This is a genomic window from Streptomyces sp. NPDC006339, from assembly GCF_040612775.1.
Classification (GTDB): domain Bacteria; phylum Actinomycetota; class Actinomycetes; order Streptomycetales; family Streptomycetaceae; genus Streptomyces.
The window spans coordinates 155341-181249 of the sequence record NZ_JBEXQW010000010.1 but is presented as its reverse complement, the minus strand read 5'-3'; the positions used below and the strand labels follow the sequence as shown (position 1 = coordinate 181249).

Below are 25909 nucleotides of genomic sequence, written 5' to 3'. Positions count from 1 at the left end.
GAAGGAGCTTGGAGTTCATAACTTGTACACGTCGTAGGGTGGAGAGAGTCAATGGAGACTCCGGGGTCGCAGTCCTCGCTGCACCGGGCCAATCTGGAGCGGGTCGTCCGGGCGGTACGGATGGCCGGATCGCTCACCCAGGCGGAGATCGCCCGGGCGACGGGCCTGTCCGCCGCCACGGTCTCCAACATCGTGCGGGAACTGAAGGACGGCGGCACCGTCGAGGTCACCCCGACCTCCGCGGGGGGCCGCCGGGCCCGCAGCGTCTCGCTCAGCGGCGACGCCGGCATCGTCATCGGCGTCGACTTCGGCCATACGCATCTCAGGGTCGCGGTGGGCAACCTGGCGCACCAGGTGCTCGCCGAGGAGGCCGAGCCGCTGGATGTGGACGCCTCCGCCGCGGAGGGCTTCGACCGGGCGGAACGGCTGGTCAGCCGCCTGATCGCGGCCACCGGCATCGGCCCGGACAAGGTCGTCGGGGTCGGCCTCGGCGTGCCCGGCCCGATCGACGTGTCCTCGGGCACGCTCGGCTCCACGTCGATCCTGCCGGGCTGGAGCGGTATCAACCCCGCCGACGAGCTCTCGGCCCGGCTGGGCGTCCCCGTGCACGTGGACAACGACGCCAACCTCGGCGCCCTCGGTGAGCTGGTCTGGGGCAGCGGCCGGGGCGTGAAGGACCTCGCGTACATCAAGGTCGCCAGCGGTGTCGGCGCCGGCCTGGTCATCGACGGGCGGGTCTACCGGGGCCCGGGCGGCACGGCCGGCGAGATCGGCCACATCACCCTGGACGAGTCGGGTCCGGTCTGCCGCTGCGGCAACCGGGGCTGCCTGGAGACCTTCACGGCCGCCCGTTACGTACTGCCGCTGCTGCAGCCCGGTCACGGGCCCGATCTGACCATGGAGCGGGTCGTCCAACTGGCCCGGGAGGGCGACCCGGGCTGCCGCCGGGTGATCGCCGACGTCGGGCGTCACATCGGCAGCGGCGTCGCCAACCTCTGCAACCTTCTGAACCCGAGCCGGGTGGTCCTCGGCGGCGACCTCGCCGAGGCGGGGGAGCTGGTCCTGGCGCCCATCAGGGACTCCGTGTCGCGTTACGCGATCCCCAGCGCCGCCCGGCAGCTCTCCCTGGCCCCCGGGGCCCTGGGCGGCCGCGCGGAGGTCCTGGGCGCGCTCGCCCTCGTCCTGAGCGAGATGGGTGATTCGTCGCTGTTGCAGGGGTCTGCGAAAGCGCTCTCCAGTGCCGCCGGGACGAAGGCTCCTGCCTTCACTTAGATAACGGATGGCACCGTTGTCATCTCGTTAAGGATTTACTCCTTGACGTCGACCCTGCGGCCGAGTTGACTTCCAGCCACCTCGGCCGCAATGTCGCGGCCTCGTCAGGGAGGCAACCCCACATGAACGCAGTGACGCGTCGCGTCGTCATAGGCACGGCCGCGGTTTCCATGGCCCTCTCCCTCGCCGCCTGTGGCAAGGCCGGCGACAACGGCTCCGGTGATGCGGGCGGTGACGGCAAGACCATCGGTCTGCTGCTGCCGGAGAACAAGACCACCCGCTACGAGACCTTCGACCGCCCGATCATCGAGGCGAAGATCAAGGCCCTCTGCTCGGACTGCGAGGTCAAGTACAACAACGCCGCCCAGGACACCGAGACGCAGAAGAAGCAGTTCGACGCGCTCGTCACCCAGGGCGTCAAGGTCATCATCCTGGACTCGGTCGACTACAAGGCCACCAAGTCCTGGGTGCAGCAGGCGGAGAAGAAGGGCGTCAAGGTCGTCGCGTACGACCGACTGGCCGAGGGCCCGATCGCCGCCTACGTCTCCTACGACAACGAGAAGATCGGCCGCCTCCAGGGCGAGGCCCTCGTGAAGGCGCTCGGCGACAAGGCCAAGGACGCCAACGTTGTCATGATCAACGGCTCGCCGACCGACCCCAACGCCCCGCTGTTCAAGAAGGGCGCCCACAGCGTCCTCGACACCGGCGTCAAGAAGGTCGTCTACGAGCAGGACATCCCGGACTGGTCGCCGGACGAGGCCAACAAGAAGATGGGTGCCGCCATCGACTCCCTGGGCAAGACCGGCTTCCAGGGCGTGTACTCCGCCAACGACGGCATGGCCGGCGGCATCATCACCGCCCTCAACAAGCAGGGCGTCAAGGTCCCGGTCGGCGGCCAGGACGCCGAACTGGCGGGCCTCCAGCGCATCCTGAAGGGCGACCAGTCCTTCACCATCTACAAGCAGATCAAGCCGGAGGCCGAGACCACCGCCGAGATCGCGGTCCGGCTCCTCAAGGGCGAGAAGATCGACGACCTGGTCCCCACCAAGGTCACCAGCCTGACCGGCGAGTTCAAGGACATCCCGGCCAAGCTCTACGACGCGCAGATCGTGACCAAGGAGAACATCGCCTCCACGATCATCGCGGACAACGTCTACAAGGCGGCCGACATCTGCACCGCCGAGTACAAGGCGGCCTGCGAGGCCGCGGGCATCAAGTAGCCCGCCCCGCCCCACGGAACCGGTCCGGCGCACCCCGCCCCGTCCACGCCCCGCGAGCGGGGGCGGGGGCGCCGGACTCCCCTCGCGGTACCCGACGTACCTCGCAGCACTTCTCGCACCACATCCCCGCCGGTCAGGCGGCGAAGGAGATGATTCACGTGTCCGCTACGCCCGTGCTGGCGTTGCGCGGGGTCTCCAAGCGGTTCGGCGCCGTCCAGGTGCTCACCGATGTCGATCTGGAGATCCATGCCGGAGAGGTCGTCGCCCTGGTGGGCGACAACGGCGCCGGCAAGTCGACCCTCGTCAAGACGATCTCGGGTGTCCACCCGATCGACGAGGGCACCATCGAGTGGGACGGCCGTCCCGTCCAGATCACCAAGCCCCACGACTCCCAGAACCTCGGGGTCGCGACCGTCTACCAGGACCTGGCGCTCTGCGACAACCTCGACGTCGTCGCCAACCTCTTCCTCGGCAGCGAGCTCAGCTCCGGCACCGTCCTGGACGAGATCGCCATGGAGAAGCGTGCCCGGGAGCTGCTGGACACCCTGTCCATCCGGATCCCGTCCGTCCGTATCCCCGTCGCCGCCCTCTCCGGCGGTCAGCGCCAGGTCGTGGCCATCGCCCGCGCCCTGATCGGCGACCCGAAGATCGTCATCCTGGACGAGCCCACCGCCGCCCTCGGCGTCGAGCAGACCGCACAGGTGCTCGACCTCGTGGAGCGGCTGCGCGAGCGCGGCCACGGCGTCATCCTCATCAGCCACAACATGGCCGACGTCCGCGCGGTCGCCGACAAGGTCGCCGTGCTCCGCCTCGGCCGCAACAACGGTGTCTTCGACGTGAAGGACACCACCCACGAGACGATCATCGCCGCCATCACCGGTGCCACGGACAACGCCGTGACCCGCAGGCAGGCCCGTACGGCCGCGGCCGCGAAGGAGGACGCCAAGTGAGCGACCTCGCCAAGACCACCCCCCAGGACGCCCAGGGCGGGGCGGCGGAGCAGTCCGCGGCGCCCGTACCGGCCGTCGACCCCCGCCTCCTCGTCCGCGAGGAGGGCCTCAAGGGCTACTGGACCGAGTTCACCCGCAAGATCCGCGGCGGCGAGCTCGGCTCCCTGCCCGTGATCCTCGGCCTGATCGTCATCGCCGTCGTCTTCCAGCTCCAGAACAGCAACTTCCTGTCCGCGAGCTCGGTCGCCAACGTCGCCGTCTACGCCTCCGGCCTCGGCATCATGGCCGTCGGCATCGTCTTCGTGCTCGTCCTCGGCGAGATCGACCTCTCCATGGGCTCGGTCGCCGGTGTCGGCGCCGCCGTGTGGGCCGGGCTCCAGGTGAGCAACGGCGTGAACGAGTGGCTGTCCATCGTGCTCGCGGTGCTCACCGGCACCGTGATCGGCGCGCTGCACGGCTTCTTCTTCGCCAAGATCGGCGTCCCCGCCTTCGTGGTCACCCTTGCCGGCTTCCTGGGCTGGATGGGCTTCCAGGAGTGGCTGATGGGCGGCGAGGGCTCCATCAACACGCCGTCCGGCAGCGTGGTGGAGAGCCTCACCAACCACTTCTTCGCCGACAAGATCGCCGCCTACGGCCTGGCCCTCGTCGCGATCGCCGCGTACCTCTTCTCGCTGCTGCGCGACAGCAGCCGCCGCAAGGCCGCGCTGCTGCCGGCCCGCCCGGTCTCCGAGATCGCGCTGCGCACCGCCGTCGTCGCGGTCCTGGTCCTCCTCGTGGCGTACGTCATGAACGAGCCCGCCGGTGCCCGCGGCCTGCCGCTCGCCCTGGTGCTCTTCCTGGCCGTCCTCGTGATCGCCGACTTCGTCGCCCGCCGCACCCTCTTCGGCCGCAAGGTCTTCGCGGTCGGCGGCAACGCCGAGGCGGCCCGCCGCGCCGGCATCAACGTCGACGGGGTCAGGATCGCCGTCTTCGCGATCTCCGGCACCCTGGCGGCCTTCGGCGGCCTGTTCATCGCCAGCCTCTCCGGCGGCGCCACCAAGAGCCTCGGCGGCGGCAACACGCTGATGCTGGTGATCGCCGCGGCCGTGATCGGCGGCACCAGCCTCTTCGGCGGCCGCGGCAAGGTCTGGTCCGCACTCCTGGGCATGATCGTGATCCAGTCGATCCAGCAGGGTCTGAACATGATCGGCATGTCCAACGCGATCCAGAACATGATCACCGGCGCGGTGCTGCTCGCCGCCGTCGTGATCGACTCGGTCTCCCGCCGTACGCAGAAGACCGCCGGCCGCGCGTAACGCTCACCACAGTCGCCCGGCGCCGAGAACCGGCGCCGGGCACTGTCGCGTCCGGACCAGTGACCCCCTGTCGGGGGTATCGGCGTGTCGGCCGGGGGAATGCCGCGCAAGCCTCGGCCCGATGCCCACGATCCAAGACGGAACATTAGACTCGACAAATCGGCAAGCTCGACCAGTTCAAACGCAAGGAGGCACGGGTGGCTCTGCTGACCCGTATCAGGGGACCGCGAGATCTGGACCGGCTCTCCTCGGAACAGCTGGACCGGCTGGCCGAAGAGATCAGGTCGTTCCTCGTGGACGCCGTCTCCAAGACCGGCGGGCACCTCGGTCCCAACCTCGGCGTGGTCGAGCTGACCATCGCCCTGCACCGCGTCTTCGACTCCCCCAAGGACAAGGTCCTCTGGGACACCGGCCACCAGAGCTATGTGCACAAGCTGCTCACCGGCCGCCAGGACTTCTCCAAGCTCAAGATGAAGGGCGGCCTGTCCGGCTACCCCTCGCAGGCCGAGTCCGAGCACGACGTCATCGAGAACTCGCACGCCTCGACCGTCCTCGGCTGGGCCGACGGACTCGCCAAGGCCAACGAGATCCTCCGCAAGGACGACCACGTCGTCGCCGTCATCGGCGACGGGGCCCTCACCGGCGGCATGGCCTGGGAGGCGCTCAACAACATCGCCGCCGCCAAGGACCGCCCGCTCGTCATCGTCGTCAACGACAACGAGCGCTCCTACGCCCCGACCATCGGCGGCCTCGCCAATCACCTGGCGACCCTGCGCACCACCGACGGCTACGAGCGCTTCCTCGCCCGCGGCAAGGACATCCTGGAGCGCACCCCCGTCGTCGGGAAGCCGCTCTACGAGACCCTGCACGGCGCCAAGAAGGGCCTGAAGGACTTCATCGCCCCGCAGGGCATGTTCGAGGACCTCGGCCTGAAGTACGTCGGGCCGATCGACGGCCACGACATCGAGGCCCTGGAGTCCGCGCTCACCCGCGCCAAGCGCTTCGGCGGCCCGGTCATCGTCCACTGCATCACGCAGAAGGGCCGCGGCTACGAGCCCGCCCTCGCCGACGAGGCCGACCGCTTCCACGCCGTCGGCAAGATCCATCCCGACACCGGCCTGCCGATCTCCTCGTCCGGGGCCGACTGGACCGGCGTCTTCGCCGACGAGATGGTCGCGCTCGGCAAGGAGCGCGAGGACATCGTCGCGATCACGGCCGCGATGCTCCAGCCGGTCGGCCTCGACCGGTTCGCCAAGGAGTTCCCCGGGCGGGTGTTCGACGTCGGCATCGCCGAGCAGCACGCCGCGGTCTCCGCGGCCGGGCTCGCCACCGGCGGTCTGCATCCGGTCTTCGCGGTCTACGCGACCTTCCTCAACCGGGCCTTCGACCAGGTCCTCATGGACGTGGCCCTGCACAAGTGCGGTGTCACCTTCGTCCTGGACCGGGCCGGTGTCACCGGCACCGACGGCGCCTCCCACAACGGCATGTGGGACATGTCGATCCTCCAGGTCGTGCCCGGTCTGCGGCTCGCCGCGCCGCGCGACGCCGACCAGGTCCGCGCCCAGTTGCGCGAGGCCGTCGAGGTCACCGACGCCCCCACCGTGGTCCGCTTCTCCAAGGGCGCGGTCGGCCCGGCCGTCCCCGCCGTGCGCCGGGTCGGCGGCATGGACGTGCTGCGCGAGGCCGGCACCGACACGCCCGACGTGCTCCTGGTCTCCGTGGGCGCGCTCGCGCCGATGTGCCTGGAGATCGCCGGCCTCCTCGACCGGCAGGGCATCTCCACCACCGTCGTGGACCCCCGCTGGGTCAAGCCGGTCGACGAGGCCCTCGCCCCGCTCGCCGAGCGGCACCGGGTGGTCGTCACCGTCGAGGACAACAGCCGCGTCGGCGGCGTCGGCTCCGCCGTCGCCCAGGCGCTGCGCGACGCGGGCGTGGACATGCCGCTGCGTGACTTCGGCATCCCGCCGCGCTTCCTCGACCACGCCTCGCGCGGTGAGGTCCTCGCCGAGATCGGTCTGACCGCCCCGGACATCGCGCGCCAGGTCACCGGTCTCGTCTCGCGGCTCGACGGCCTCACCGAGAGCAGCAGCCAGGCCGTGGAGCCCGCCCGCGACTGAGGCCCGGGCAGCCGCCCCGGCGGTAACACCGCGTCACCATTGGGCCGGTCGGACCACCCTTACGGGTGCCGACCGGCCCTTGTGCGTGCATTCTGGGCTGAGGACGGGCAGCCCCAGTGCCAGGAGGTGCGACGGTGAGTACGGACCAGCAGCCACGCGCGAATTCCGGGATGTTCCGGACGAAAACGGTCGAACAGTCGATTCGTGACACGGAGGAACCGGAGCACGCGCTCAAGAAATCCCTCTCCGCGTGGGATCTGACCGTCTTCGGCGTCGGTGTCATCATCGGCACCGGCATCTTCGTCCTCACCGGCAAGGTCGCCAAGGAGAACGCGGGCCCCGCCACCGCGCTCGCCTTCGTCGCCGCGGGCATCGTCTGCGCCCTGGCGGCCCTGTGCTACGCGGAGTTCGCCTCGACCGTCCCGGTGGCCGGCTCGGCGTACACCTTCGCGTACGCCTCCATCGGAGAGCTGCCCGCCTGGATCATCGGCTGGGACCTCGTCCTGGAGTTCGCGCTCGGCACCGCCGTCGTCGCCGTCGGCTGGTCCGGATACGTGCGCTCCCTCATGGATAACGCCGGATGGCACCTACCCGCCTGGATGGAAGGACCGGACGCACCGGGCGGAACCTTCGACATCCTCGCCTTCGTCCTGGTCCTGGTGCTGACCGCGATCCTCGTCGTCGGCATGAAGCTGTCCGCCCGGATCACCGCCCTCGTCGTCGCCATCAAGGTGACCGTGGTCATGATCGTGATCATCGCGGGCCTGTTCTTCGTCGTCGGCGACAACTACAAGCCCTTCATCCCGAAGGCCGTCACCCCCGAGGGCGGCGGCTCCAACTGGGACTCGCCCCTGGTCCAGCTCCTGTTCGGCTACGAGCCGACCAACTTCGGCGTCATGGGCATCTTCACCGCCGCCTCCGTCGTCTTCTTCGCCTTCATCGGCTTCGACGTCGTCGCCACCGCCGCCGAGGAGACCAAGCTCCCGCAGCGCGACATGCCCCGCGGCATCCTCGGCTCGCTCTTCATCTGCACGGTGCTCTACGTGGCCGTGGCCCTCGTCGTCACCGGCATGCAGCACTACACCGAGCTGTCCACCAGCGCCCCGCTCGCCGACGCCTTCAAATCCGTCGGACACCCGTTCTACGCGGGCGTCATCAGCTTCGGCGCCGCCGTCGGCCTCACCACGGTCTGTCTGATCCTGCTGCTCGGCCAGACCCGCGTCTTCTTCGCGATGAGCCGCGACGGGCTGCTGCCCCGCTTCTTCTCGGTGACGCACCCGAAGTTCAAGACCCCGTACCGCCCGACCATCCTGCTCGGCGTCGTCATCGCGATCGTCGCCGGCTTCACCAGCATCAACGAGCTGGCGACGCTGGTGAACATCGGCACCCTCTTCGCCTTCGTGATGGTCGCCGCCGGCGTGATCATCCTGCGCCGCACCCGCCCGGACCTGCACCGCGCCTTCCGCACCCCGTGGGTCCCGGTGCTGCCGATCCTCTCCATCGCCGCCTCGCTCTGGCTGATGCTCAACCTGCCCGGCGAGACCTGGTTCCGCTTCGCGGTGTGGATGGCGATCGGCGTCGTCGTCTACTTCCTGTACGGGCGCAGCCACAGCCGCCTCGGCCGGATGGGCCCGGACGCGAAGTACTGACGCCCGCTCAAGGCAGGCTGCGCGGACCCGCGCAGACGGCGCCCGTCTCCTCGACCCGCCGCCGCAGCTCCCGGTCGGCCGTGACCACCAGGCACGGCCGGCCGGCCGCGTTCCGGGCCAGCTCCGCGATCAGGTCGTCCCCGCTGCCCGGGGCCTCCTCGACCCGTACGCCGGGGACGGAGGCCACGCCGCGGGCCCGGCCCTCGACGACGAGGACGATCTCGTACGGGCCGGTGAACGGCCCGTCCTCGGGGCCGCCGCGTTCGGCGAGCCGGTCGCGCAGCCGCTCGGCGGCCCCGCGCCGGTCCCTCCACCAGCCGTCGGGGACCGAGCCCACGACATTGGCGCCGTCGACGACGAGCAGGGGATGTGTCATGCCCTCAGGATGCCCCGCTTCATCCGCCGGTGGCGGGCGACTTGCGCACCTCGTCCGGGATGCTCAGGTCCTCGCGGATCGCCCTCCACAGCCGGGAGGCGTGGGGCTCGTGGGCGACGACCCGGTTGGGGTCCCGCTTGTCGTAGGCGACCGGGAGCATGATCGTCTCCATGGTGGCCGGGTCGATGCCGTCCAGGCTGCGGGCGTAGTCGCTCAGCGCGGTGAGCGAGGCCAGCTCGGAGTCGGTGGTGAGCGCCTTCGTCATCGAGTCGGCGATCTCGTACGTCTTGGCGGGGCTGCCGAGCAGGTCCTGCTTCTTGACCTCGGTCAGCAGGGCGGTGAGGAACTTCTGCTGGTTGCCGATGCGGCCGAGGTCGCTGCCGTCGCCGACCCCGTACCGGGTACGGACGAAGGCGAGCGACTGCGTGCCGTCGAGGCGCTGGGGGCCGGCGGCCAGGTCGAGACCGGAGTTGCGGTCCTTGATGGGCTCGTCGATCTCGACGGTCACCCCGCCGATGGCGTCGACCAGGTCCTTGAACCCGGCGAAGTCGATCTCCAGGTAGTGGTCGAGCCGGACGCCGGACATCGTCTCGACGGTCTTCATCACACAGGCCGGTCCGTACTGCGCGTACACCGAGTTGAACATCACGCGCTGCGCGGCCGGAGCCGTCCCGCCGCCCTTGCGGCCGCACTCCGGCCGGGTCACCAGGGTGTCGCGGGGGATGCTCACCGCCACGGCGCTCGACCGGCCCTCGGGTATGTGCACCACCAGCGCGGTGTCCGACCGCGCCCCACTCACCGCGGCCCCGTCCAGCGCCCCGTTGGCCCCGGCCCGCGAGTCCGATCCGAGCACCAGCAGGTTCTGCCCCGACATGGGCGCCTTCGGCGGACGGTTGTCGCCGAGCTCCTTGTCGAGGTCGACGGCGGCCTTGATGTTGCCGTCGAGGCTGGCGTACGTCCAGTACAGGCCACCACCGGCGGCGAGGATGAGGACGAGGAGCGTCAGCAGGACGATGCGCAGCGGGCGCCGGCGCTTCGGCGCGTTCCTGCGCCGGGAGCCGCGGGAGTCGTCGCGCCGGGGCTCGTTCCTCACCGTGGGGTCTTGGTAGGTCATGGCTGGTCGAGTCTCTTCCGTCGAAATCGTGTGACTAGTATGCGGATCGCTCATGGAGGGGGGTCCGGGGTGCCGACGCCCGTGAACGCCGGGTGAAGCGTGTGACAAACTTCGGGGCGATGAGCAGGTGGAGAGGCGGACGGTAGTCGTGATCCGTGGCAGGAACAGAGGTCGGAACGCGGACCTCGGGTCGCCCACGTGGGGACACACCGCCGTCCGGGACGAGGAGCCGGCCCGGGCTCCGTCGAGCCGCTGGCTGTTCACCGGCGGCGACGGCCGGATGACCGCGTACGCGACCTCCGCCGCCGGCGTCGTGCGCTGGACCGAGACCGCCCCGGGCACCTTCGACGGACCCACGACGGTCGCGGTCGAGGGCTGGGACGGCCGGCTGAGCCTCGCCGCCAGCGCCGAAGGCTATGTCTACTTCGCGGGTCTCCGGCGCTCCGCCGAGTCCGGCGCCCGCCACGTCGTCGTCAGCACGCAGTACCAGACGGGACGCCCGCTGATCGACTGGCACGACCTCGGCCGGCCCGCCGCCGCAGGGGCGGAGGCCGACGACGAGGTCGTGAGCGGACCGGTCGTCGTCGTCAACCAGGTCTCGGGCTCCGTGCACGTCCTGGTGTCCCTGCGCCACGGGGGCGTCCTGCGGCGCAGCCGCACCGGCGACGGCCGCTGGGGCCGCTGGAAGACCGTCACCCCGCAGACCTACCCGGGGCAGCTCACGGCCGCCATGCCCACCGGCGGTCCGCTGGAGGTCCTGGCGGTCGACGCGGCGGGCACGGTGGACCGCTGGGTCGGGGCGGGAGGCGGCCGCTTCGAGCTGAGGGATCGTTTCGGCATGGCGCTGGCCGACGGCACCCAGACGGCTCTCGAGACCGCCCGGAAGCGCACCACGTACCTCTGGCGCTACCCGGGTGACGGCTCGCTCCTCGCCTGGCGTGCCAGAAGCGCGAAGGATGCCGGCGGTGTGCTGCCGCTGGGCGGCGCCGGCGGCGTGGGACGGCCCGGCGTGGGCCGCGCCACCATAGGCGGCTACGACTGCACCGTCCTGGCGCAGACCGGCGCCCACGGAGGAGCCGAGGTCACCGCGTACGTCACCGAGAACGAGGGGTACGGCACCTGGTGGGCGCCCCTGGGCGACCCCGGCACGCCCGTCCACGCCCCGCAGCCCGGAGTGGACGGCGCGGGCAACCTCGTCGTCGCGGCGCTCGACGGCACGGGAGCCCTGCTGCTGGCCCGTCAGGACCCCGGTCAGGACGGTCTCGCCTTCGGGCCGTGGACCCGGGAGGGTAGCCACGCGCCGTCAGCCGGAGCCGGGCAGGGGTAGCCGCTCGGACACCTCGAGGGAGAGATGGCCCTCCGAGGTGTAGAACGGCGTCGCTGCCAGCTCGTGCCCGGGCGTGGTCGCCGAGGGCGCGAAGACCATCGGAGCCCGGCTGACGACGTCGACCTCGGCGGAGCGCTTGCGGCCGAGCCGCACCTCCTGCGTGACCCCCTCGAAACTCACCGCCAGAAAGACGTCCCAGACACCGGTGCCCAGCGGCCAGCCGTCGGACATCTGCCGCAGATTGATGCGGGTGGAGAACCGGCCCATGGCGCGGGGCTTGCCCTTCGAGTTCAGCAGGGTCTCGTCCCGGCGGGCGGTGACGGAGAACCGCTCCTCCGCCCCGGTGAGACGATGCCGCAGCACCACCTTCGTGGCACGCTCACGCGTGGTGAGCTGCTCGAAGAACGCGTGCCCGTCGAGCAGGAGCAGCGAACCGTTCCACCGCATGCCGGTCAGCTCCTGATTCACCGTCATCTTGTCGGTGATGTCGAAGAGTTCGTCCGGCAGTGGGACGGCCGGGTCGCGGAAGAACGGCAGCAGCGTGTAGACCCGGCCGTCCTCCACCTTCTTCTTCGGCGCCGGCCGCGTCTTGTCCGCCTCGTACGCCGCCATCTGCGCGGCCTCGGCGTGATGGCCCCCAGCGATCAGAGCGAACCGGACCGCCAGCGGACGCGGCAGCAGGGCCAGCGCGGTCGGCGGGACGTGATCGCGCAGCAACTCGGCGGCCGCCCACAGGGTCCGCTCGCGTTCCGCCTGGCTGTCCGAGGCGAGCAGCAGCGGCCCGGTCGCCTTGCCCAGGTCCGCCTCCAGGTGACGGGAGATCAGCAGGTCCTGCCGCGGCCCCGGCGGCAGCAGCGAGCCGAGCAGTGCGATCATCCGCGCCACCAGGGCGATCCGCTGGGACAGCGCCACGGAACCGGTCTGCGTCGGGCCCTTGATCACACAGGTCTCGTGGGCCACCACCGCGATGTTGTCGGCACGGACGAGGGCGGCCGCCGTGAACGCCTGGTCCTCGCCGATCGTCATGTCGGTGGGGAACTCCAGGCCGCAGCGCCGCACCATGCTGGTCCGGAACAGCTTGTCCGGTGTCAGCGACCAGTACACGCGCGAACCGTAGAGGTCCACCGAGTCCTCGGTCTTGCGGAACATCGACGTCGCCACCGCGTGCTTGCCGGAACTCTCCAGCTTGCCGAGCACCACGTCCGCCTCGTGGGCGTCGGCCGAGCCGACCATCAGCTCGAGCGCGTTCGGGGTGAGCCGGTCGGCGCCCGTCAGGAACAGCAGATACCGGCCGGTGGCCTGGCTCATGCCCCAGTTACGGGCCTCGGCCGTGGACAGCCCCCGGCGGAACTGGCCGGCGCGCAGCCAGCCGGCGTAGCGGTGCTCGGCCTCGGCCAGCAGGGAGGCACCTTCGTCGGTCGAGCCGTCGTCGACCGCGATGACCTCCATGCGGTCGGTGCCGATCGACTGGGCGAGGAGCGAGTCGAGGCACGCCGGCAGCGTGCGGGCCTGGTCCCGGACATGGAGGACCACGGTGACGTCCCGGATGTCTGCCGGGTGCACGGGTACGGAGGTGGTCATGGTCCGGCGCCTATCCGTTCTGCGGGGGGACGGTGGTCCCGGGCCACGGCATCTCGCCGGTGAAGTCCGACCACTGCCAGTTCTGGAATTCGGTGGTGAGCTGCTGCTCGGGGAACACCCCGGCCCGCCCCTCCAGGCTGCCGACGAACACGTTCACCGGGGCGGTGACCTGGTCGCCGTCCGGGGTGGCCACCGTGTAGGTGAACCGGTCGTAGCCGGTGAACCCCTGGTAGGGCAGGTAGCCGAGCCAGCCGTCCTGACCCAGTTGCGCGGCGCCGAAGCGCGGCTGGGAGACCGCGATCGGAGTGCTGCCCGGGGGCACGGCGGCGAGCACGTCGACCGCACCCTGCGTGCCGGGGGCGACGACGATCCGCAGGCCGGGCGCGAACATAGTGCGGATGAGGAGGGAGCGGTCGCGCAGCGAGGCCGTGCGGACCGTCTTGCGGGAGTCGCGCCCGGGCACCGCCACGGCGATGTGGGGGCGCAACCGGGGTTCCTTCTTCTTCGGCCGCTTCACCCGGACCGAGAAGAACCCGACACCGTTCGCGCCGGGCTCGGCCCGCACGCGGTACCAGCGCTGCTTGGGGAAGTAGTCCACGTGCTGGACCGCCAGGATCTCCGCCGCGTCGGCGAAATACTTCTCCTGGAGGTACGCGTAGCCGAACGGGGCGTTCTCGACGGCGACGGAGAGCGCCAGTTGGACGACGTCGCCGGGGGCGACACCGGTGAAGGGGGGAACGGAGCAGTAGAGCGCGGCATGGACCACGCCCGGGGAGCTCTCCTCGTTGCCGACGGCCCTGCCGCGGCACAGCAAGTGGTTCATGGACCGGCCTTACAGATCGCGGGCGGGAGTGACACGGGACTTCGTGCGGTGCTGGAACGTGGCCTCGTCGAGCCACCCCATCTCCTCGTATGAGAAGGTCCGCCGGTCCAGGTCCTTCACCCAGTGGGTGGGGACGAGCTGCTGGGTCACCAGCGCGCGGGCCACGAACCGCGCCACCTCGACGGCCCCGTCGGCCCGCAGGTGCACGTTGTCGGCGTCCTGCACGACCGGCATCAGGGGCTCACCGGGCCGCAGATAGGTGAAGACCCGCTTGGTCTCCTCGGGCCCCAGCTCCTCCCACCACTGCAGGCTCTGGCCGTACACGTCGATGAGGGGGACGAACTCCTCCTGGGCGAGCTGCCGCATGGCCACGGGGTAGTCGCCGAGGAACCGGCTCACGTTGCCGTGCCGGTCGATCCGGCGCCGCTCGAACGGCATCATCAGGATCGGATGCGCCTGACGCTCCCGGGCACCCGTGACGTACGCCCGCAAGTGCTCGATGAAGTCCTCGAACGGCTCCGTGTGGATACCCGGGTCCGGCTTCCAGTCGATCTGCCCGAAGGCCATGATCAGATAGTCACCGGGGGCCATGGTGTCGAGGATCCACTGAAGCCGTCCGCGTTCCCGGAAGCTCTTCGTGCTCGCACGGCCCCGGGAGCAGTTGACGACCTCCACCTCGTCGGTGAGGAACAGATCCAGTGCCTGCCCCCAGCCCATCATCGGCAGATGACTGACCGGCCGCGTGACCGTGCCCGAACCTCCGGACAGGAAGATCCTGGTCCGGTGGCCCTCATGTGCGTTCGTGTAGGTCATGACCCTCCCTCGTTCCACCCCGCCCGGCGGACGGCCCCTCAGAGCTCCTGGACTTCCTGCCGGCTGAGCACCGAGGCGATGGCGCGCTCGAAGCCCGACTGGGACGAGGACGCGCTCGTGGGGTCCTGCTGGCGTACGTCGACCACGTGCCCCGTCATGCGGGACACCAGCACGTCGAGGGCGCTGCGCGCCACGGTCTCGGAGGACAGCAGGCTGCCCGCCGGCTCCTGCCCGAAGGCGTTGGTCCGCATCGGGGTCGCGGTCCGCTCGGGGTTGACGCAGTTGACCCGCACACCGTCCTCCGCCCACTCCTCGGCGAGCGCCTGGGTCAGGTTGACCACGGCCGCCTTCGTGGAGGAGTACAGGCTGTACTCGGAGCGGCCCCGCGTGTAGCTGCTGGACGTGAACAGCAGGAGCTGGCCGTGGGACTCCGCGAGGTACTTGTAGGAGAAGCGCGCGATGTTCACCGGGGCGAGGTAGTTGACCTCGGTCGCCTCCCGGATGGTGTCGGTGTCGGTGTCGGCCAGCCGGCCCGTGCGCAGCACGCCCGCGGTGTTCACCACGTAGTCGATCCGGCCGGTCTCCGCGTACGCCTTCGCGAGCGCTTCCTCGATGTGCGCCGGGTTCTCCACGTGCGTGCCGGTCGTGGACCGGCCGAGCGCGTACACCGTCGCACCGGCGGCCTCGGCGAGCCGGGCGATGTCCGCGCCGATGCCGTACGAGCCGCCGAAGACCAGAACCGTGCGGCCGTGCAGCGCCTCCCGGTAGGATTCCTCGCCGACCGCCGCCGGAGCCGTGGACGAGGCCAGTTGGAACAGCTTGTCGGCGATGAACACGTCGACGGGCTGGGTGACCTTCATGTTGTACTCGTCGCCCATGACCACGTGGACCGGCACGTCCGGCAGGTACTTGATGACGACCGAGCAGTCGTCGGTGGCCTCGAAGGACGGATCGGCCAGCGCCAGTTCGTAGGCCCTGCGGATGGTGGACAGGTGGAAGCCCTGCGGCGTCTGGCCGCGGCGCAGCCGGGAGCGGTCCGGCACCTCGGTGATGAACTCGCCGTCGTCGCCGTGGGTGCGGGTCACGATGATGGTGTCGGAGGACGGGATCGCGACGTCCACGGCCTGGTAGCGCTCCAGGGCCCGCACGCACTCCTTGACCACGCGCTGGGAGAGCAGCGGCCGTACGGCGTCGTGGAACAGCAGGCAGGCGTCCTCGCCGTCGGCCAGGCCGTCGGATATGTGCCGGATGGCCACACTGGTGGTCTCGCTGCGGGTCGCACCGCCGGGCAGGACCCGGGAGACCTTGCCCAGTCCCGCCCTGGCGACGATCTTCTCGGCCTCCGTCACGTAGTCCGGGGCCATGAGGACGATGATCTCGTCCACCTCGGGGGAGTTCTCGAAGACGCACAGAGTGTGTTCGAGGATCGACTTCCCCGCGATCTTCAGGAGCTGCTTCGGGATCGAGAGGCCGACGCGCTGCCCGGTGCCGCCGGCGAGGACGACGGCGACGGTACGACGGCGGGTGGCAGGACTGGTCACGATCTCCGGTCTCCTGGGTGAAGGGTGGGTGTGGCTGGCGGTGTTGCGGGGCGGGCAGGGGGCGCGCCCTAGGCGAGGATCTGCGCCTGCTCCGGGTACTCGATCGGGAAGTCCCCCACACCGCGCCGGTACAGGTCGTTCGCCGCGGCGTTGAACCGGACGACGGACGGCGGGTAGTCCGGGCCGAGCAGGTATTCCTTCAACTGCTCGCGGTACGCGGCCATGGTGTCCCGCTCGGGGTGGAGCATGGCGTCCAGGGCTTCGGCCAGACCGTTGCAGTCCAGGTCCAGCAGGTACGACGCGTACGCCGTGCGCTGCTCGTTGCGGAACTGGTCGTCCGGCAGACCCTCGAGGTTGAAGATCGCGTACGGCTTGCGGGTCGCGACGAAGTCCGAGACCACGCTGGACATGTCACCGATGAGCAGGTCCGAGTGGTTGAAGCAGTCGTTGAGCGTCGGGATCCGGTCCAGCACCACGTGGTGCGCCTCGTCCGGCACCGCGCTCCAGTAGAGGTCCCCGGCCTGGTTGCGGCTGCGCCGGATCCGCGCCGTGCGTTCGGCCTCGGTGAGGTCCGGGTACGGGGAGCGGACGCCGCGCTCGGAGAGGTCGGCGATGCGCTTGTCGATGCGGGCGAGCTTGCGCGCGGCGGTTCTGGCGTCCGACGAGCTGCGCCCGAAGCGACGGGCGTTGTCCTCCTCCAGGAGGGCGATGATGCGCCGGTGGGCGGCGCCGGCCGCGGCGGACCGGGAGCCGGTCAGCGGATGCGGCTTGTAGATGATCCTCAAGCGCCGCTCGTGGGCGAGCAGCGTCTCGATCAGCTTCTCACCGGCCGGGATGACCGAGGTGTAGCAGGCGTCGTCGGTCCAGCCCTCCCACGTCGGCGCGTAGATGACGGTGGGCACCGGCTGGCTGGTCTGCCCGGTCCAGCGGTGCAGGGACATGAGCTGGGGGCGGCCGACCTCGACGATCTGGTCGTGGCGCACGGCGTGCTTGATGCGCTCGTAGCGGTCGCGGCCGGCGCGGCCGGCCACCCAGATCTCGTCGAAGACCTTGCTGACGCGGTTGCTGCTGGCCGCCTTGTCGCTGTCGCCGTGGCCGATGAAGACGTGCTTGACGTCGTGGCGCTGGAGCATGTGCACGTTCTTGCCGGCGTTGCCGGGGTACAGGCAGACGCGCAGCTCCGGCATCTCGACCCGGGCCAGGTACTCGGCCTTGGGGACGCAGATGACCGGTACGGAGGTGGCGTCCAGATAGCGCAGGGTGGCCCGCTCGCGCAGCACGATGATGGGGCGCAGATCCATCGCCTCCAGCGACTCCAGCCACATGTTCACCTGGTACATGAAGTCCCGGGAGATCGCGGCGAAGGTGAAGTAGAGGGCGACCTGGGGGCGGTACCGGGCGAGCTCGTGGTTGAGCTCGTCGATGGCGGTGTCGGCGGAGGGCAGGATCAGCGCGTTGCGGGCGCCCGGCAGCAGGACGAGCAGCGCGATGTAGCCGGCGGAGACCGAGAGGATGCCGCCGTAGGTGACGAACCTCCAGTTGTCGGTCGCCATCGTGCCGAGCGCGCCGGCGAACAGCGGGACGTCCAGGTGCAGCGTCTTGCGGACGTGCTTGTTCATCAGGAACGGGTGGGGCATGCGCCGGATGCCGAGGGACTCCATGTCGAGTCCGCGGGTGGTGTACGGCAGTTCGGCGCGCTTCTTGCGCACGTGCTTGAGGACCGCGCCGTACGCCAACTGGAGGGCGAAGAGCAGCAGCAGTCCGACCGCGGTCATCTGGATGACGAAGGAGTCGATGTCGGCCATCGCGCCGCACAGTCCGAGCAGTAGGAACTGCCGGATGAGGAAGCGGATGGTCAGGCCGAAGCGCGAGTCCCGGAGCCGGTCCAGGGTGGACGACTGGGCGCTGTGGAGGAGCAGGTCGGCGACGTAGCTGACGGCGGCCGAGACGGCGAACACCTTCAGGGACGGCAGCACGACCGCGGCCATCATGCCGACGAAGCTCAGCACCAGGGCGCTCGATATGAGGACACCCAGAAGGGCCTGACGACGCTGCTTGTTCATGGCCTCGAGGCCCCTCCTTGTCGGTGTCGTGACGCGGGTCACTTCGCGCCAGGACCTCGCCACGGTGGGGACGTGACTCTCGACCTGTGCAGATGCTGTAAAGCGTTTGGAAAGTATAAGCAGGGGTATCAGTGGCGCGAACCACGAGTGGACGTAAGGTGAATCCGCTGCGCGCGCGTGCCGAATAGTTATGGAACGATGCCGAAATCGTGCCCTGCGCCCGTACAACCCTGTCGCAGCGTCACCGCCGGATCACTTTCCGTGGCGGCTCGCGTGCGTTACCGCCGCTGCTCGAATCCGTACAGGGCGATGTTCCGGCGGCCGCTCGTCTTGACCGAGAAACCCATGCACAGCAGGGGTTCCGGCGACACCCGCACGGCGATTCCCTCCGGCTCCCGGTAGCGGAGGGAGGGGTCGACGGAAACATGACGGCGGCCGGCGGGTTCGCCCGTCCGGGCATGGACGGCGGAAATGTAGGTGTTTCCGCCCGAATCACGGGGATTTCGACCGTCGGATTTGCTGTAGGGATTTCCGGTGAGCTGGTAGATGTAATCGCCGTGGAGCGCGCACCCCTGAAACGTCTCGCCCTTCAGGAACGCGGCGCGCCCGATGCTGTGCAGCGGTGCTTCCTTCCCCGCCAGGACGTCCTGGAGCCGGTGCACGGAATACCCGTGTTCCTCGCCCTGCCGGTAGCTGATGAGGAGCCGCCCGGTGGTCATGTCCACCGCCGGATGGACGCGGCTGCTTCCCTTGGGTGCCAGCCGGTGGTGCCGCACACCACGGTCGTCGCTGTCCAGGACCGCCCCGTCCCGGAACCGCACACGGGCGACCGCCCGCCCGTATCCCGTCCTGGGGTGCGCCTGCGACTCCATCCACAGCCACACGGTGTCGCCCTCGGGTTCGACGCCCATCGAGACGCCGTGACCGAAGCCCCGCAGATACATCCGGCCCAGGCGCTCGCCGGCGCTCGAGAAGCGGGTGACGCACAGATCGCCGGCCCGCTTCCGGTCCTCCGCGTCCACCGGCCCCTTCTCCCCGCGCAGGGTCAGGCCGCCCTGCGCGAGCTGCACCACGTACACATCACCACGGGTGTCGTCGAAGGCCAGCGACTGCGGTCCGGTGGTGTCGTTGAGCGCGGTGGGGCGCCACAGCCGGGTGGGACGGGCGATGTCGAACGCCCCCGCGATCGCGGGGGCCGCGGGGGCCTCGTCGCCCTCCTTCGACTCCTCGGTCTCCTCGTCGGCCCACAGGGTCACTCCCGCCAGACCACCGAGCGCCAGTGAGGCCGCTCCCGCCACGAGGACGCTGCGGCGGCTGATTCCGGGGCCGGGGGTTGCCATGGTGCGGGCCGTTCTGCCGGGGGACAAGATCCACCATTCTGTCACCCTCCGTTCACGGGTCGAACAGAGGACCGGCACCGCCGGGGGCCTGACGAAAAAAAGGGTGCCCGCCCCTCGAAGAGGGACGGGCACCCGACGGTCCGCACGGACCTACCGCGTTACGCCGGCACGCTCGCCACGCCCTGCTCCAGGAACCGCTTGCCGTTGACGCGCTCGGAGACGCCCTCGCGGTCCAGGTACGGCGTGATGCCGCCCAGGTGGAAGGGCCAGCCCGCGCCCGTGATCAGGCAGAGGTCGATGTCCTGCGCCTCGGCGACGACACCCTCCTCCAACATCAGGCCGATCTCCTGCGCCACCGCGTCCAGGACGCGCCTCCGGGCCTGCTCCTCGGTCAGGACGGTGTCGCCCTGCTTCAGGAGGGCGGCGACCTCCGGGTCCAGCTCCGGCTTGCCGGAGTCGTACACGTAGAAGCCGCGCTTGCCGGCCTCGACGACCGCCTTCAGGTTGGGGGAGACCTTGAAGCGCTCCGGGAAGGCGCGGTTCAGGGTCTCGGAGACGTGCAGGCCGATCGCCGGGCCGACGAGCTCCAGGAGGACCAGCGGGGACATCGGCAGACCCAGCGGCTCGACCGCCTTCTCCGCCGTGGCCACCGGGGTGCCCTCGTCGATGATGTTCTGGATCTCGCCCATGAAGCGGGTCAGGATGCGGTTCACGACGAACGCCGGGGCGTCCTTCGTCAGCACACCCGTCTTCTTCAGCTTCTTGGCGACGGCGAAGGCCGTGGCCAGCGAGGCGTCGTCGGTCTTCTCGCCGCGGACGATCTCCAGGAGCGGGAGGATCGCGACCGGGTTGAAGAAGTGGAAGCCGACCACGCGCTCCGGGTGCTGGAGCTTCGAGGCCATCTCGGAGACCGACAGCGAGGAGGTGTTGGTGGCGAGGATCGCGTGCGCCGGGGCGACCGCCTCGACCTCCGCGAACACCTTCTGCTTGACGCTCATCTCCTCGAACACGGCCTCGATGATGAAGTCCGCGTCCGCGAAGCCCTCGGCCTTGTCCAGGACACCGGAGACCAGGCCCTTGAGACGGTTGGCCTTGTCCTGGTTGATGCGGCCCTTGCCGAGCAGCTTGTCGATCTCGGCGTGGACGTAGCCCACGCCCTTGTCGACGCGCTCCTGGTCGATGTCGGTCAGGACGACCGGCACCTCCAGGCGGCGCAGGAACAGCAGGGCGAGCTGGGAGGCCATCAGACCGGCGCCGACGACACCGACCTTGGTGACCGGGCGGGCCAGCGACTTGTCCGGCGCGCCGGCCGGGCGCTTGGCGCGCTTCTGCACCAGGTTGAAGGCGTAGATGCCGGCGCGCAGCTCGCCGCCCATGATCAGGTCCGCGAGGGCCTGGTCCTCGGCGTCGAAGCCCTTCTGCAGGTCGCCGTCCTTGGCGGCCTCGATGATGTCGAGGGCGCGGTAGGCGGCCGGCGCGGCGCCGTGCACCTTGGAGTCGGCGACGAAGCGGCCCTTGGCGACGGCCTGGTCCCAGCCCTCGCCGCGGTCGATCTCCGGACGCTCGACCGTGACGTCGCCCTTGAGGACGGAAGCGGTCCAGATCAGCGACTGCTCCAGGAAGTCGGCGCCCTCGAAGATCGCGTCGGCGATGCCGAGCTCGAAGACCTGCTTGCCCTTGAGCTGCCGGTTCTGGTTGAGCGAGTTCTCGATGATGACCTGGACGGCCTTCTCCGCGCCGATCAGGTTCGGCAGGATCGTGCAGCCGCCCCAGCCGGGCACCAGGCCGAGGAAGACCTCGGGCAGCGAGAAGGCCGGCAGGGCCTTCGACACGGTGCGGTAGGTGCAGTGCAGACCGACCTCGACACCGCCGCCCATCGCCGCGCCGTTGTAGTACGCGAAGGTGGGCACGGCCAGGTTCGACAGCCGCTTGAAGACGTCGTGGCCGCCCTTGCCGATGGCCAGAGCGTCCTCGTGCCGCTTCAGCAGCTCGACGCCCTTGAGGTCGGCGCCGACGGCGAAGATGAACGGCTTGCCGGTGATGCCGACGCCGACGATCTCGCCGTTCGCGGCCTCGGCCTCGACCTGGTCGATCGCCGTGTTCAGGTTGGCGAGGGACTGCGGGCCGAAGGTGGTCGGCTTGGTGTGGTCGAAGCCGTTGTCCAGCGTGATCAGCGCGAACCGGCCCGCACCCGCGGGGAGTTCGAAGTGCCGTACGTGGGCGGACGTGACGACCTCGTCCGGGAAGAGCTCGGCGGCGCCCTTCAGAAGCTCTGCGGTGGTGCTCACTTGCTGCCTCCGGCGTCCTTGTGGTGGGGGTTCTCCCAGATGACCGTGGCGCCCATGCCGAAGCCGACGCACATGGTGGTGAGGCCGTAGCGGACCTCCGGCTGCTCCTCGAACTGACGGGCGAGCTGCGTCATCAGACGGACGCCGGAGGAGGCGAGCGGGTGGCCGTACGCGATGGCGCCGCCGTACTGGTTGACGCGGGCGTCGTCGTCGGCGATGCCGTAGTGCTCCAGGAAGGCGAGGACCTGGACGGCGAATGCCTCGTTGATCTCGAACAGGTTGATGTCGTCGATCGTCAGGCCGGCCTTGGCGAGGGCCTTCTCGGTGGCCGGGATCGGGCCGTAGCCCATGACCTCGGGCTCGACGCCGGCGAAGGCGTACGAGACCAGGCGCATCTTCACCGGGAGGTTGTTCTCGCGGGCGAAGTCCTCGGAGGCGATGATCGAGGCGGTGGCGCCGTCGTTCAGACCGGCCGCGTTGCCCGCGGTGACGTTGCCGTGGACGCGGAACGGCGTCTTCAGGCCCTCCAGCGACTCCAGGGTGGTGCCCGGACGCATCGGCTCGTCGGCCGTGACCAGGCCCCAGCCCGTCTCCCCGCCCTCGGGGGAGGTGCGGCGGACCGAGATCGGCACCAGGTCCTGCTGGATCTTGCCGTCGGCGTACGCCTTGGCGGCCTTCTCCTGCGAGCGCACGGCGTACTCGTCGGCGCGCCGCTTGGTGATGCTCGGGTAGCGGTCGTGCAGGTTCTCGGCGGTCATGCCCATGAAGAGGGCGGACTCGTCGACCAGCTTCTCGCTGACGAAGCGCGGGTTCGGGTCGACGCCCTCGCCCATGGGGTGACGGCCCATGTGCTCGACACCACCGGCGATGACGGCGTCGTACGCGCCGAAGGCGATGGAACCGGCGACCGAGGTCACGGCGGTCAGCGCACCGGCGCACATACGGTCGATGGAGTAGCCCGGCACCGACTGCGGCAGCCCGGCGAGGATGCCGGCGGTACGGCCGAGGGTCAGGCCCTGGTCACCGATCTGCGTGGTCGCGGCGATGGCGACCTCGTCGATCTTCTTCGGGTCGAGACCGGGGTTGCGGCGCAGCAGCTCCCGGATGGCCTTCACGACGAGGTCGTCGGCGCGGGTCTCGTGGTAGATGCCCTTCGGGCCCGCCTTGCCGAACGGGGTACGGACGCCGTCGACGAAGACGACGTCCCTGACGGTACGAGGCACGATGGCTCTCCTCCAGGGTGCGGGATGGCACTGCTGCGGGCGCACTGCCCGGCACGCGGCTAAGCGCGCGCTTGTTGACCCCATGCTACTTGCGGGTAACCAGACTGCCCAGTCCCCCCGCCCCAAGCGGTGAAGGTCACACCCCGAGAGCCTGCCCACAAAGGTCACGCGCCCCTCCCGCGCGCCCGGCCGATCGGAGCGACCCCGCTACCCGATCGGGTCGGCCGCCCCGCCGCCCCGGTCACGTCGACCCCCTCCGGCACCCGCCCGAGTGGACCCTGTCCACGCCCGGGCGACACCCGCCACGGGCCCGACCGAGGGGAGAGAGCCGCCCGTGCCACCCACCGTGAACGACCTCTACGTGGACCACGAGTCCACCATCCCGGCCAACGAGGGAGACCAGGTCAAGCTCTTCGTCCGCGAGCACGTGGCCGCCCACCCCGGCAGCCCCCGCAGACCCGTCCTCATGCTGCACGGCCGCAGCATCCCCGCGGCGGCCGGCTTCGACCTGCCGTACAAGAAGTACAGTTGGGCCGCCGAGCTGGCGAAGGCGGGCTTCGACGTCTACATCATGGAGCTCCAGGGCTCCGGCCTCTCCACCCGGCCGAAGATGCACACGCACAAGAACGTCAGCCCCGCCCCCGCCCAGCGGGCGCTGCTCAGCCCCAACCCGAACGCCACGCCGTACACCGGCCCGGTGGAGTACGCGGCGCAGCTCAACAACTCCCGGAGCGACTGGGACGAGGTCGGCACCGTCGTCGACTTCGTCCTCCGGCGCACCGGCGCGACGAAGCTCGACCTGATCGGCTGGTCCGCGGCCGCGCAGCAGCTCGGCCCCTACGCCATCCAGAACCCCGGCAAGGTGCGCAGCCTCTTCCTGACGGCACCGATCTTCCCGCCGAACGGCCGCGGCAGTAAGCCCGGCACCGACTTCGACGCTCCCGTGCCCCTCCCCGTCACCACGGTCGGTGCCTTCGACTACCCGATGACCGTCAGCTCCAAGGCCGGACTCGAGGCCGCCTGGGAGAAGGACCTGGACTGCCCGGACCAGCGCGAGAACGGCATGGTCGAGGAGGTCTGGAAGGCGATCATCGCGGTCGACACCGTCGGCGCCGACTGGGGCGGCCCCACACCCGGACGACCGGAGGGGCTCAACCGCATCCGGAACTCCTACTGGTGGGGCTGGAACAGGACCACGGTCAAGCTCCACGGCGTCCTCGGCGACAAGGTGCCCGTCTGCATCGTGTACGGGGAGCACGACACGATCATCAACACCTCGCCGGACCTCGGCCTGGTGTACTTCTCGACGACGGAGCTGTACCGGAACATCCCCGGGCCGAAGAAGCTGATGATCCGGATCTCCTGCGCCGGCCACCAGATCGTCTGGGAGCGCAAGGCGAAACTGCTGCACACCATGTCCGAGCACTGGCTGAAGCACGGCAAGGTCGAGGGCGCGGAGACCGGCAGCTACGCACGGGACGAGGACGGGGCCCTCACCCTCCTGGAGGAGTGAGGACCCCGTATCGCCATACGGCCCGGGCCGTCAGGCCCTCGCCGCCAGTGCCCGCACCAGCAGCGGCGTCACCAGCTCGACCTGCCACGGCCGGGCCCCGAGGTCGCGCAGGGCGGCCGCGACCGTCTCGGGGTCGGCCGGGGCCGGGGGCTCCCAGCAGACGCGGCGGACGGTGTCGGGGGTGATCAGGTTCTCCTGGGGGAGGTTCAGCTCCTCCGCGAGGGCGGAGACCGCGGCGCGGGCCGCGGAGAGGCGGGCCGCGGCGGCGGGGTCCTTGTCCGCCCAGGCGCGCGGCGGCGGGGGGCCCGCCACCGGCTGGCCGGGCTGGGGCAGCTCGGCGTCCGGGAGGGCCTTGGCGCGGTCCACGGCGGCCTGCCACTGCTCGAGCTGGCGCCGGCCCATCCGCTGACCGAAGCCGGGCAGCGCCGACAGCGCGCCCGCGTTCGGCGGCAGCGCGAGCGCCGCCTCCACGATCGCCGCGTCGCTCAGCACCTTGCCCGGGGAGACGTCACGCCGCTGGGCCACCCGGTCCCGGGCCGTCCACAGCTCCCGTACCACCGCCATCTGGCGACGCCGGCGCACCTTGTGCATCCCCGACGTACGGCGCCAGGGATCCTTGCGCGGCGGGGCCGGGGGAGCGGAGGCGATGGCGTCGAACTCCTGGAGCGCCCACTCCAGCTTGCCCTGCCGGTCCAGCTCCTTCTCCAGCTCGTCGCGCAGGTCCACCAGGAGCTCCACGTCGAGCGCGGCATAGCGCAGCCAGGGCTCGGGCAGCGGGCGGGTCGACCAGTCGACGGCGGAGTGGCCCTTCTCCAGGGCGTAGCCGAGGACCGACTCGACCATCGCGCCGAGGCCGACCCGGGGGAAGCCGGCCAGCCGGCCGGCCAGCTCGGTGTCGAAGAGCCGCGTCGGCACCATGCCTATGTCCCGCAGACACGGCAGGTCCTGGGTCGCGGCGTGCAGGATCCACTCCGTCCCGGCCAGCGCCTCGCCGAGGCCGGACAGGTCCGGACAGCCCACCGGGTCGATCAGTGCGGTGCCCGCGCCCTCGCGGCGGAGCTGGACGAGATAGGCGCGCTGCCCGTAGCGGTAGCCGGAGGCGCGCTCGGCGTCGACGGCGACGGGGCCGCGGCCGGCGGCGAAGGCGGCGATCACCTCGGCCAGGGCGTCCTCGGTGGCGACGACGGGCGGAATGCCCTCACGGGGTTCGAGCAGTGGGATCGGCAGCCCATCCGCGGGGACGTCGTCGTCCGAGGGGGCGCCCCCGGTGGTGCGCAGTGCGGTGTCACTCGCGGTGTCTTGGGCGTCGGTCACCTGTCAAGGGTATCTGTGAATGGCAAGCGCCCATCGACGGAACAGCCGGATCAACCGGATCGACCACCCCGGCCGGAACAGCCGTGGTGG

Annotated in this window: 19 protein-coding genes; 8 read left to right on the top strand and 11 right to left on the bottom strand. The window is 70.4% G+C overall.

Annotated elements, in window-relative coordinates; all coding sequences use genetic code 11:
- Nucleotides 1-51 precede the first annotated feature (51 nt).
- The 6 genes from ABZ135_RS11040 (at nucleotide 52) to ABZ135_RS11015 (ending at nucleotide 8503) form a co-directional block, all read left to right on the top strand.
- Entirely contained in the window at nucleotides 52-1272 is a 1221-nt protein-coding gene (locus tag ABZ135_RS11040; RefSeq protein ID WP_356694125.1) for an ROK family transcriptional regulator, read from the top strand.
- A gap of 122 nt (nucleotides 1273-1394) precedes the next feature.
- Nucleotides 1395-2492 carry a substrate-binding domain-containing protein gene (locus ABZ135_RS11035; RefSeq protein WP_356694123.1) on the top strand — a complete coding sequence of 366 codons (1098 nt, stop codon included), beginning with the start codon at nucleotides 1395-1397 and terminating at the stop codon, nucleotides 2490-2492.
- 149 nt (nucleotides 2493-2641) lie between these two features.
- The gene (locus tag ABZ135_RS11030; protein ID WP_356694121.1) at nucleotides 2642-3442 is read left to right on the top strand and encodes an ATP-binding cassette domain-containing protein; all 801 of its coding nucleotides are present in this window, start codon (nucleotides 2642-2644) and stop codon (nucleotides 3440-3442) included.
- Complete coding sequence (locus ABZ135_RS11025; protein ID WP_356694119.1) at nucleotides 3439-4737, top strand: sugar ABC transporter permease; 1299 nt, start codon at nucleotides 3439-3441, stop codon at nucleotides 4735-4737. Before ABZ135_RS11030 ends, ABZ135_RS11025 begins: the two co-directional genes overlap by 4 nt.
- A 197-nt stretch (nucleotides 4738-4934) precedes the next feature.
- Nucleotides 4935-6854, top strand: coding sequence for a 1-deoxy-D-xylulose-5-phosphate synthase (dxs, locus tag ABZ135_RS11020; protein ID WP_356694117.1), 1920 nt, complete (start codon nucleotides 4935-4937; stop codon nucleotides 6852-6854).
- A 170-nt stretch (nucleotides 6855-7024) separates the two neighbouring features.
- A complete protein-coding gene (locus ABZ135_RS11015) occupies nucleotides 7025-8503 on the top strand; it encodes an amino acid permease (protein ID WP_356694115.1) in 1479 nt (492 codons plus the stop codon).
- 7 nt (nucleotides 8504-8510) lie between these two features.
- Here ABZ135_RS11015 and ABZ135_RS11010 read toward each other — a convergent pair whose 3' ends face one another.
- A complete protein-coding gene (locus ABZ135_RS11010; protein ID WP_356694113.1) occupies nucleotides 8511-8879 on the bottom strand; it encodes an NTP pyrophosphohydrolase in 369 nt (122 codons plus the stop codon).
- A gap of 19 nt (nucleotides 8880-8898) precedes the next feature.
- Nucleotides 8899-9993, bottom strand: coding sequence for an LCP family protein (locus ABZ135_RS11005; RefSeq protein ID WP_356694111.1), 1095 nt, complete (start codon nucleotides 9991-9993; stop codon nucleotides 8899-8901).
- Nucleotides 9994-10141: 148 nt separating this feature from the next.
- Between ABZ135_RS11005 and ABZ135_RS11000 the strand changes: the two genes are divergently transcribed.
- Nucleotides 10142-11320 carry a hypothetical protein gene (locus ABZ135_RS11000; RefSeq protein WP_356694109.1) on the top strand — a complete coding sequence of 393 codons (1179 nt, stop codon included), beginning with the start codon at nucleotides 10142-10144 and terminating at the stop codon, nucleotides 11318-11320.
- On the opposite strand, the gene ABZ135_RS10995 is transcribed toward ABZ135_RS11000, so the two are convergent.
- The 8 genes from ABZ135_RS10995 to ABZ135_RS10960 form a co-directional block, all read right to left on the bottom strand.
- Nucleotides 11297-12901 (bottom strand): glycosyltransferase, encoded by a 1605-nt coding sequence (locus tag ABZ135_RS10995; protein WP_356694107.1) that lies wholly within the window; start codon nucleotides 12899-12901, stop codon nucleotides 11297-11299. The genes ABZ135_RS11000 and ABZ135_RS10995 overlap by 24 nt on opposite strands.
- 10 nt (nucleotides 12902-12911) lie before the next feature.
- On the bottom strand, nucleotides 12912-13724 hold the full coding sequence (locus ABZ135_RS10990; RefSeq protein WP_356694106.1) for an Ig-like domain-containing protein: 813 nt from the start codon (nucleotides 13722-13724) through the stop codon (nucleotides 12912-12914).
- Between the two features lie 9 nt (nucleotides 13725-13733).
- Complete coding sequence (locus ABZ135_RS10985; RefSeq protein WP_356694104.1) at nucleotides 13734-14537, bottom strand: rhamnogalacturonan acetylesterase; 804 nt, start codon at nucleotides 14535-14537, stop codon at nucleotides 13734-13736.
- A gap of 38 nt (nucleotides 14538-14575) precedes the next feature.
- Nucleotides 14576-16078 carry a bifunctional cytidylyltransferase/SDR family oxidoreductase gene (locus ABZ135_RS10980; protein WP_356694102.1) on the bottom strand — a complete coding sequence of 501 codons (1503 nt, stop codon included), beginning with the start codon at nucleotides 16076-16078 and terminating at the stop codon, nucleotides 14576-14578.
- Nucleotides 16079-16146: 68 nt separating this feature from the next.
- Nucleotides 16147-18141, bottom strand: coding sequence for a hypothetical protein (locus ABZ135_RS10975; protein ID WP_356694100.1), 1995 nt, complete (start codon nucleotides 18139-18141; stop codon nucleotides 16147-16149).
- A 278-nt stretch (nucleotides 18142-18419) separates the two neighbouring features.
- The gene (locus ABZ135_RS10970) at nucleotides 18420-19508 is read right to left on the bottom strand and encodes a signaling protein (protein ID WP_356694098.1); all 1089 of its coding nucleotides are present in this window, start codon (nucleotides 19506-19508) and stop codon (nucleotides 18420-18422) included.
- Between the two features lie 131 nt (nucleotides 19509-19639).
- Nucleotides 19640-21769 carry a 3-hydroxyacyl-CoA dehydrogenase NAD-binding domain-containing protein gene (locus ABZ135_RS10965; RefSeq protein WP_356694096.1) on the bottom strand — a complete coding sequence of 710 codons (2130 nt, stop codon included), beginning with the start codon at nucleotides 21767-21769 and terminating at the stop codon, nucleotides 19640-19642.
- On the bottom strand, nucleotides 21766-22992 hold the full coding sequence (locus tag ABZ135_RS10960; RefSeq protein ID WP_356694094.1) for an acetyl-CoA C-acyltransferase: 1227 nt from the start codon (nucleotides 22990-22992) through the stop codon (nucleotides 21766-21768). The genes ABZ135_RS10965 and ABZ135_RS10960 overlap by 4 nt, the downstream gene beginning before the upstream one ends.
- 334 nt (nucleotides 22993-23326) lie before the next feature.
- Between ABZ135_RS10960 and ABZ135_RS10955 the strand changes: the two genes are divergently transcribed.
- Nucleotides 23327-24505 (top strand): alpha/beta fold hydrolase, encoded by a 1179-nt coding sequence (locus ABZ135_RS10955; protein ID WP_356694092.1) that lies wholly within the window; start codon nucleotides 23327-23329, stop codon nucleotides 24503-24505.
- Nucleotides 24506-24535: 30 nt separating this feature from the next.
- Here ABZ135_RS10955 and ABZ135_RS10950 read toward each other — a convergent pair whose 3' ends face one another.
- Complete coding sequence (locus ABZ135_RS10950) at nucleotides 24536-25819, bottom strand: ribonuclease D (RefSeq protein ID WP_356694090.1); 1284 nt, start codon at nucleotides 25817-25819, stop codon at nucleotides 24536-24538.
- Nucleotides 25820-25909: the final 90 nt, after the last annotated feature.

What these genes read in the sequence shown, in the direction of transcription:
- ABZ135_RS10995 (WP_356694107.1), bottom strand. Translation starts at nt 12,901, where the DNA reads ATGACCACCTCCGTACCCGTGCACCCGGCAGACATCCGGGACGTCACC.
- ABZ135_RS10990 (WP_356694106.1), bottom strand. Translation starts at nt 13,724, where the DNA reads ATGAACCACTTGCTGTGCCGCGGCAGGGCCGTCGGCAACGAGGAGAGC.
- ABZ135_RS11010 (WP_356694113.1), bottom strand. Translation starts at nt 8,879, where the DNA reads ATGACACATCCCCTGCTCGTCGTCGACGGCGCCAATGTCGTGGGCTCG.
- ABZ135_RS11040 (WP_356694125.1), top strand. Translation starts at nt 52, where the DNA reads ATGGAGACTCCGGGGTCGCAGTCCTCGCTGCACCGGGCCAATCTGGAG.
- ABZ135_RS11005 (WP_356694111.1), bottom strand. Translation starts at nt 9,993, where the DNA reads ATGACCTACCAAGACCCCACGGTGAGGAACGAGCCCCGGCGCGACGAC.
- ABZ135_RS11030 (WP_356694121.1), top strand. Translation starts at nt 2,642, where the DNA reads ATGATTCACGTGTCCGCTACGCCCGTGCTGGCGTTGCGCGGGGTCTCC.
- ABZ135_RS10985 (WP_356694104.1), bottom strand. Translation starts at nt 14,537, where the DNA reads ATGACCTACACGAACGCACATGAGGGCCACCGGACCAGGATCTTCCTG.
- ABZ135_RS11015 (WP_356694115.1), top strand. Translation starts at nt 7,025, where the DNA reads ATGTTCCGGACGAAAACGGTCGAACAGTCGATTCGTGACACGGAGGAA.
- ABZ135_RS10975 (WP_356694100.1), bottom strand. Translation starts at nt 18,141, where the DNA reads ATGAACAAGCAGCGTCGTCAGGCCCTTCTGGGTGTCCTCATATCGAGC.
- ABZ135_RS11035 (WP_356694123.1), top strand. Translation starts at nt 1,395, where the DNA reads ATGAACGCAGTGACGCGTCGCGTCGTCATAGGCACGGCCGCGGTTTCC.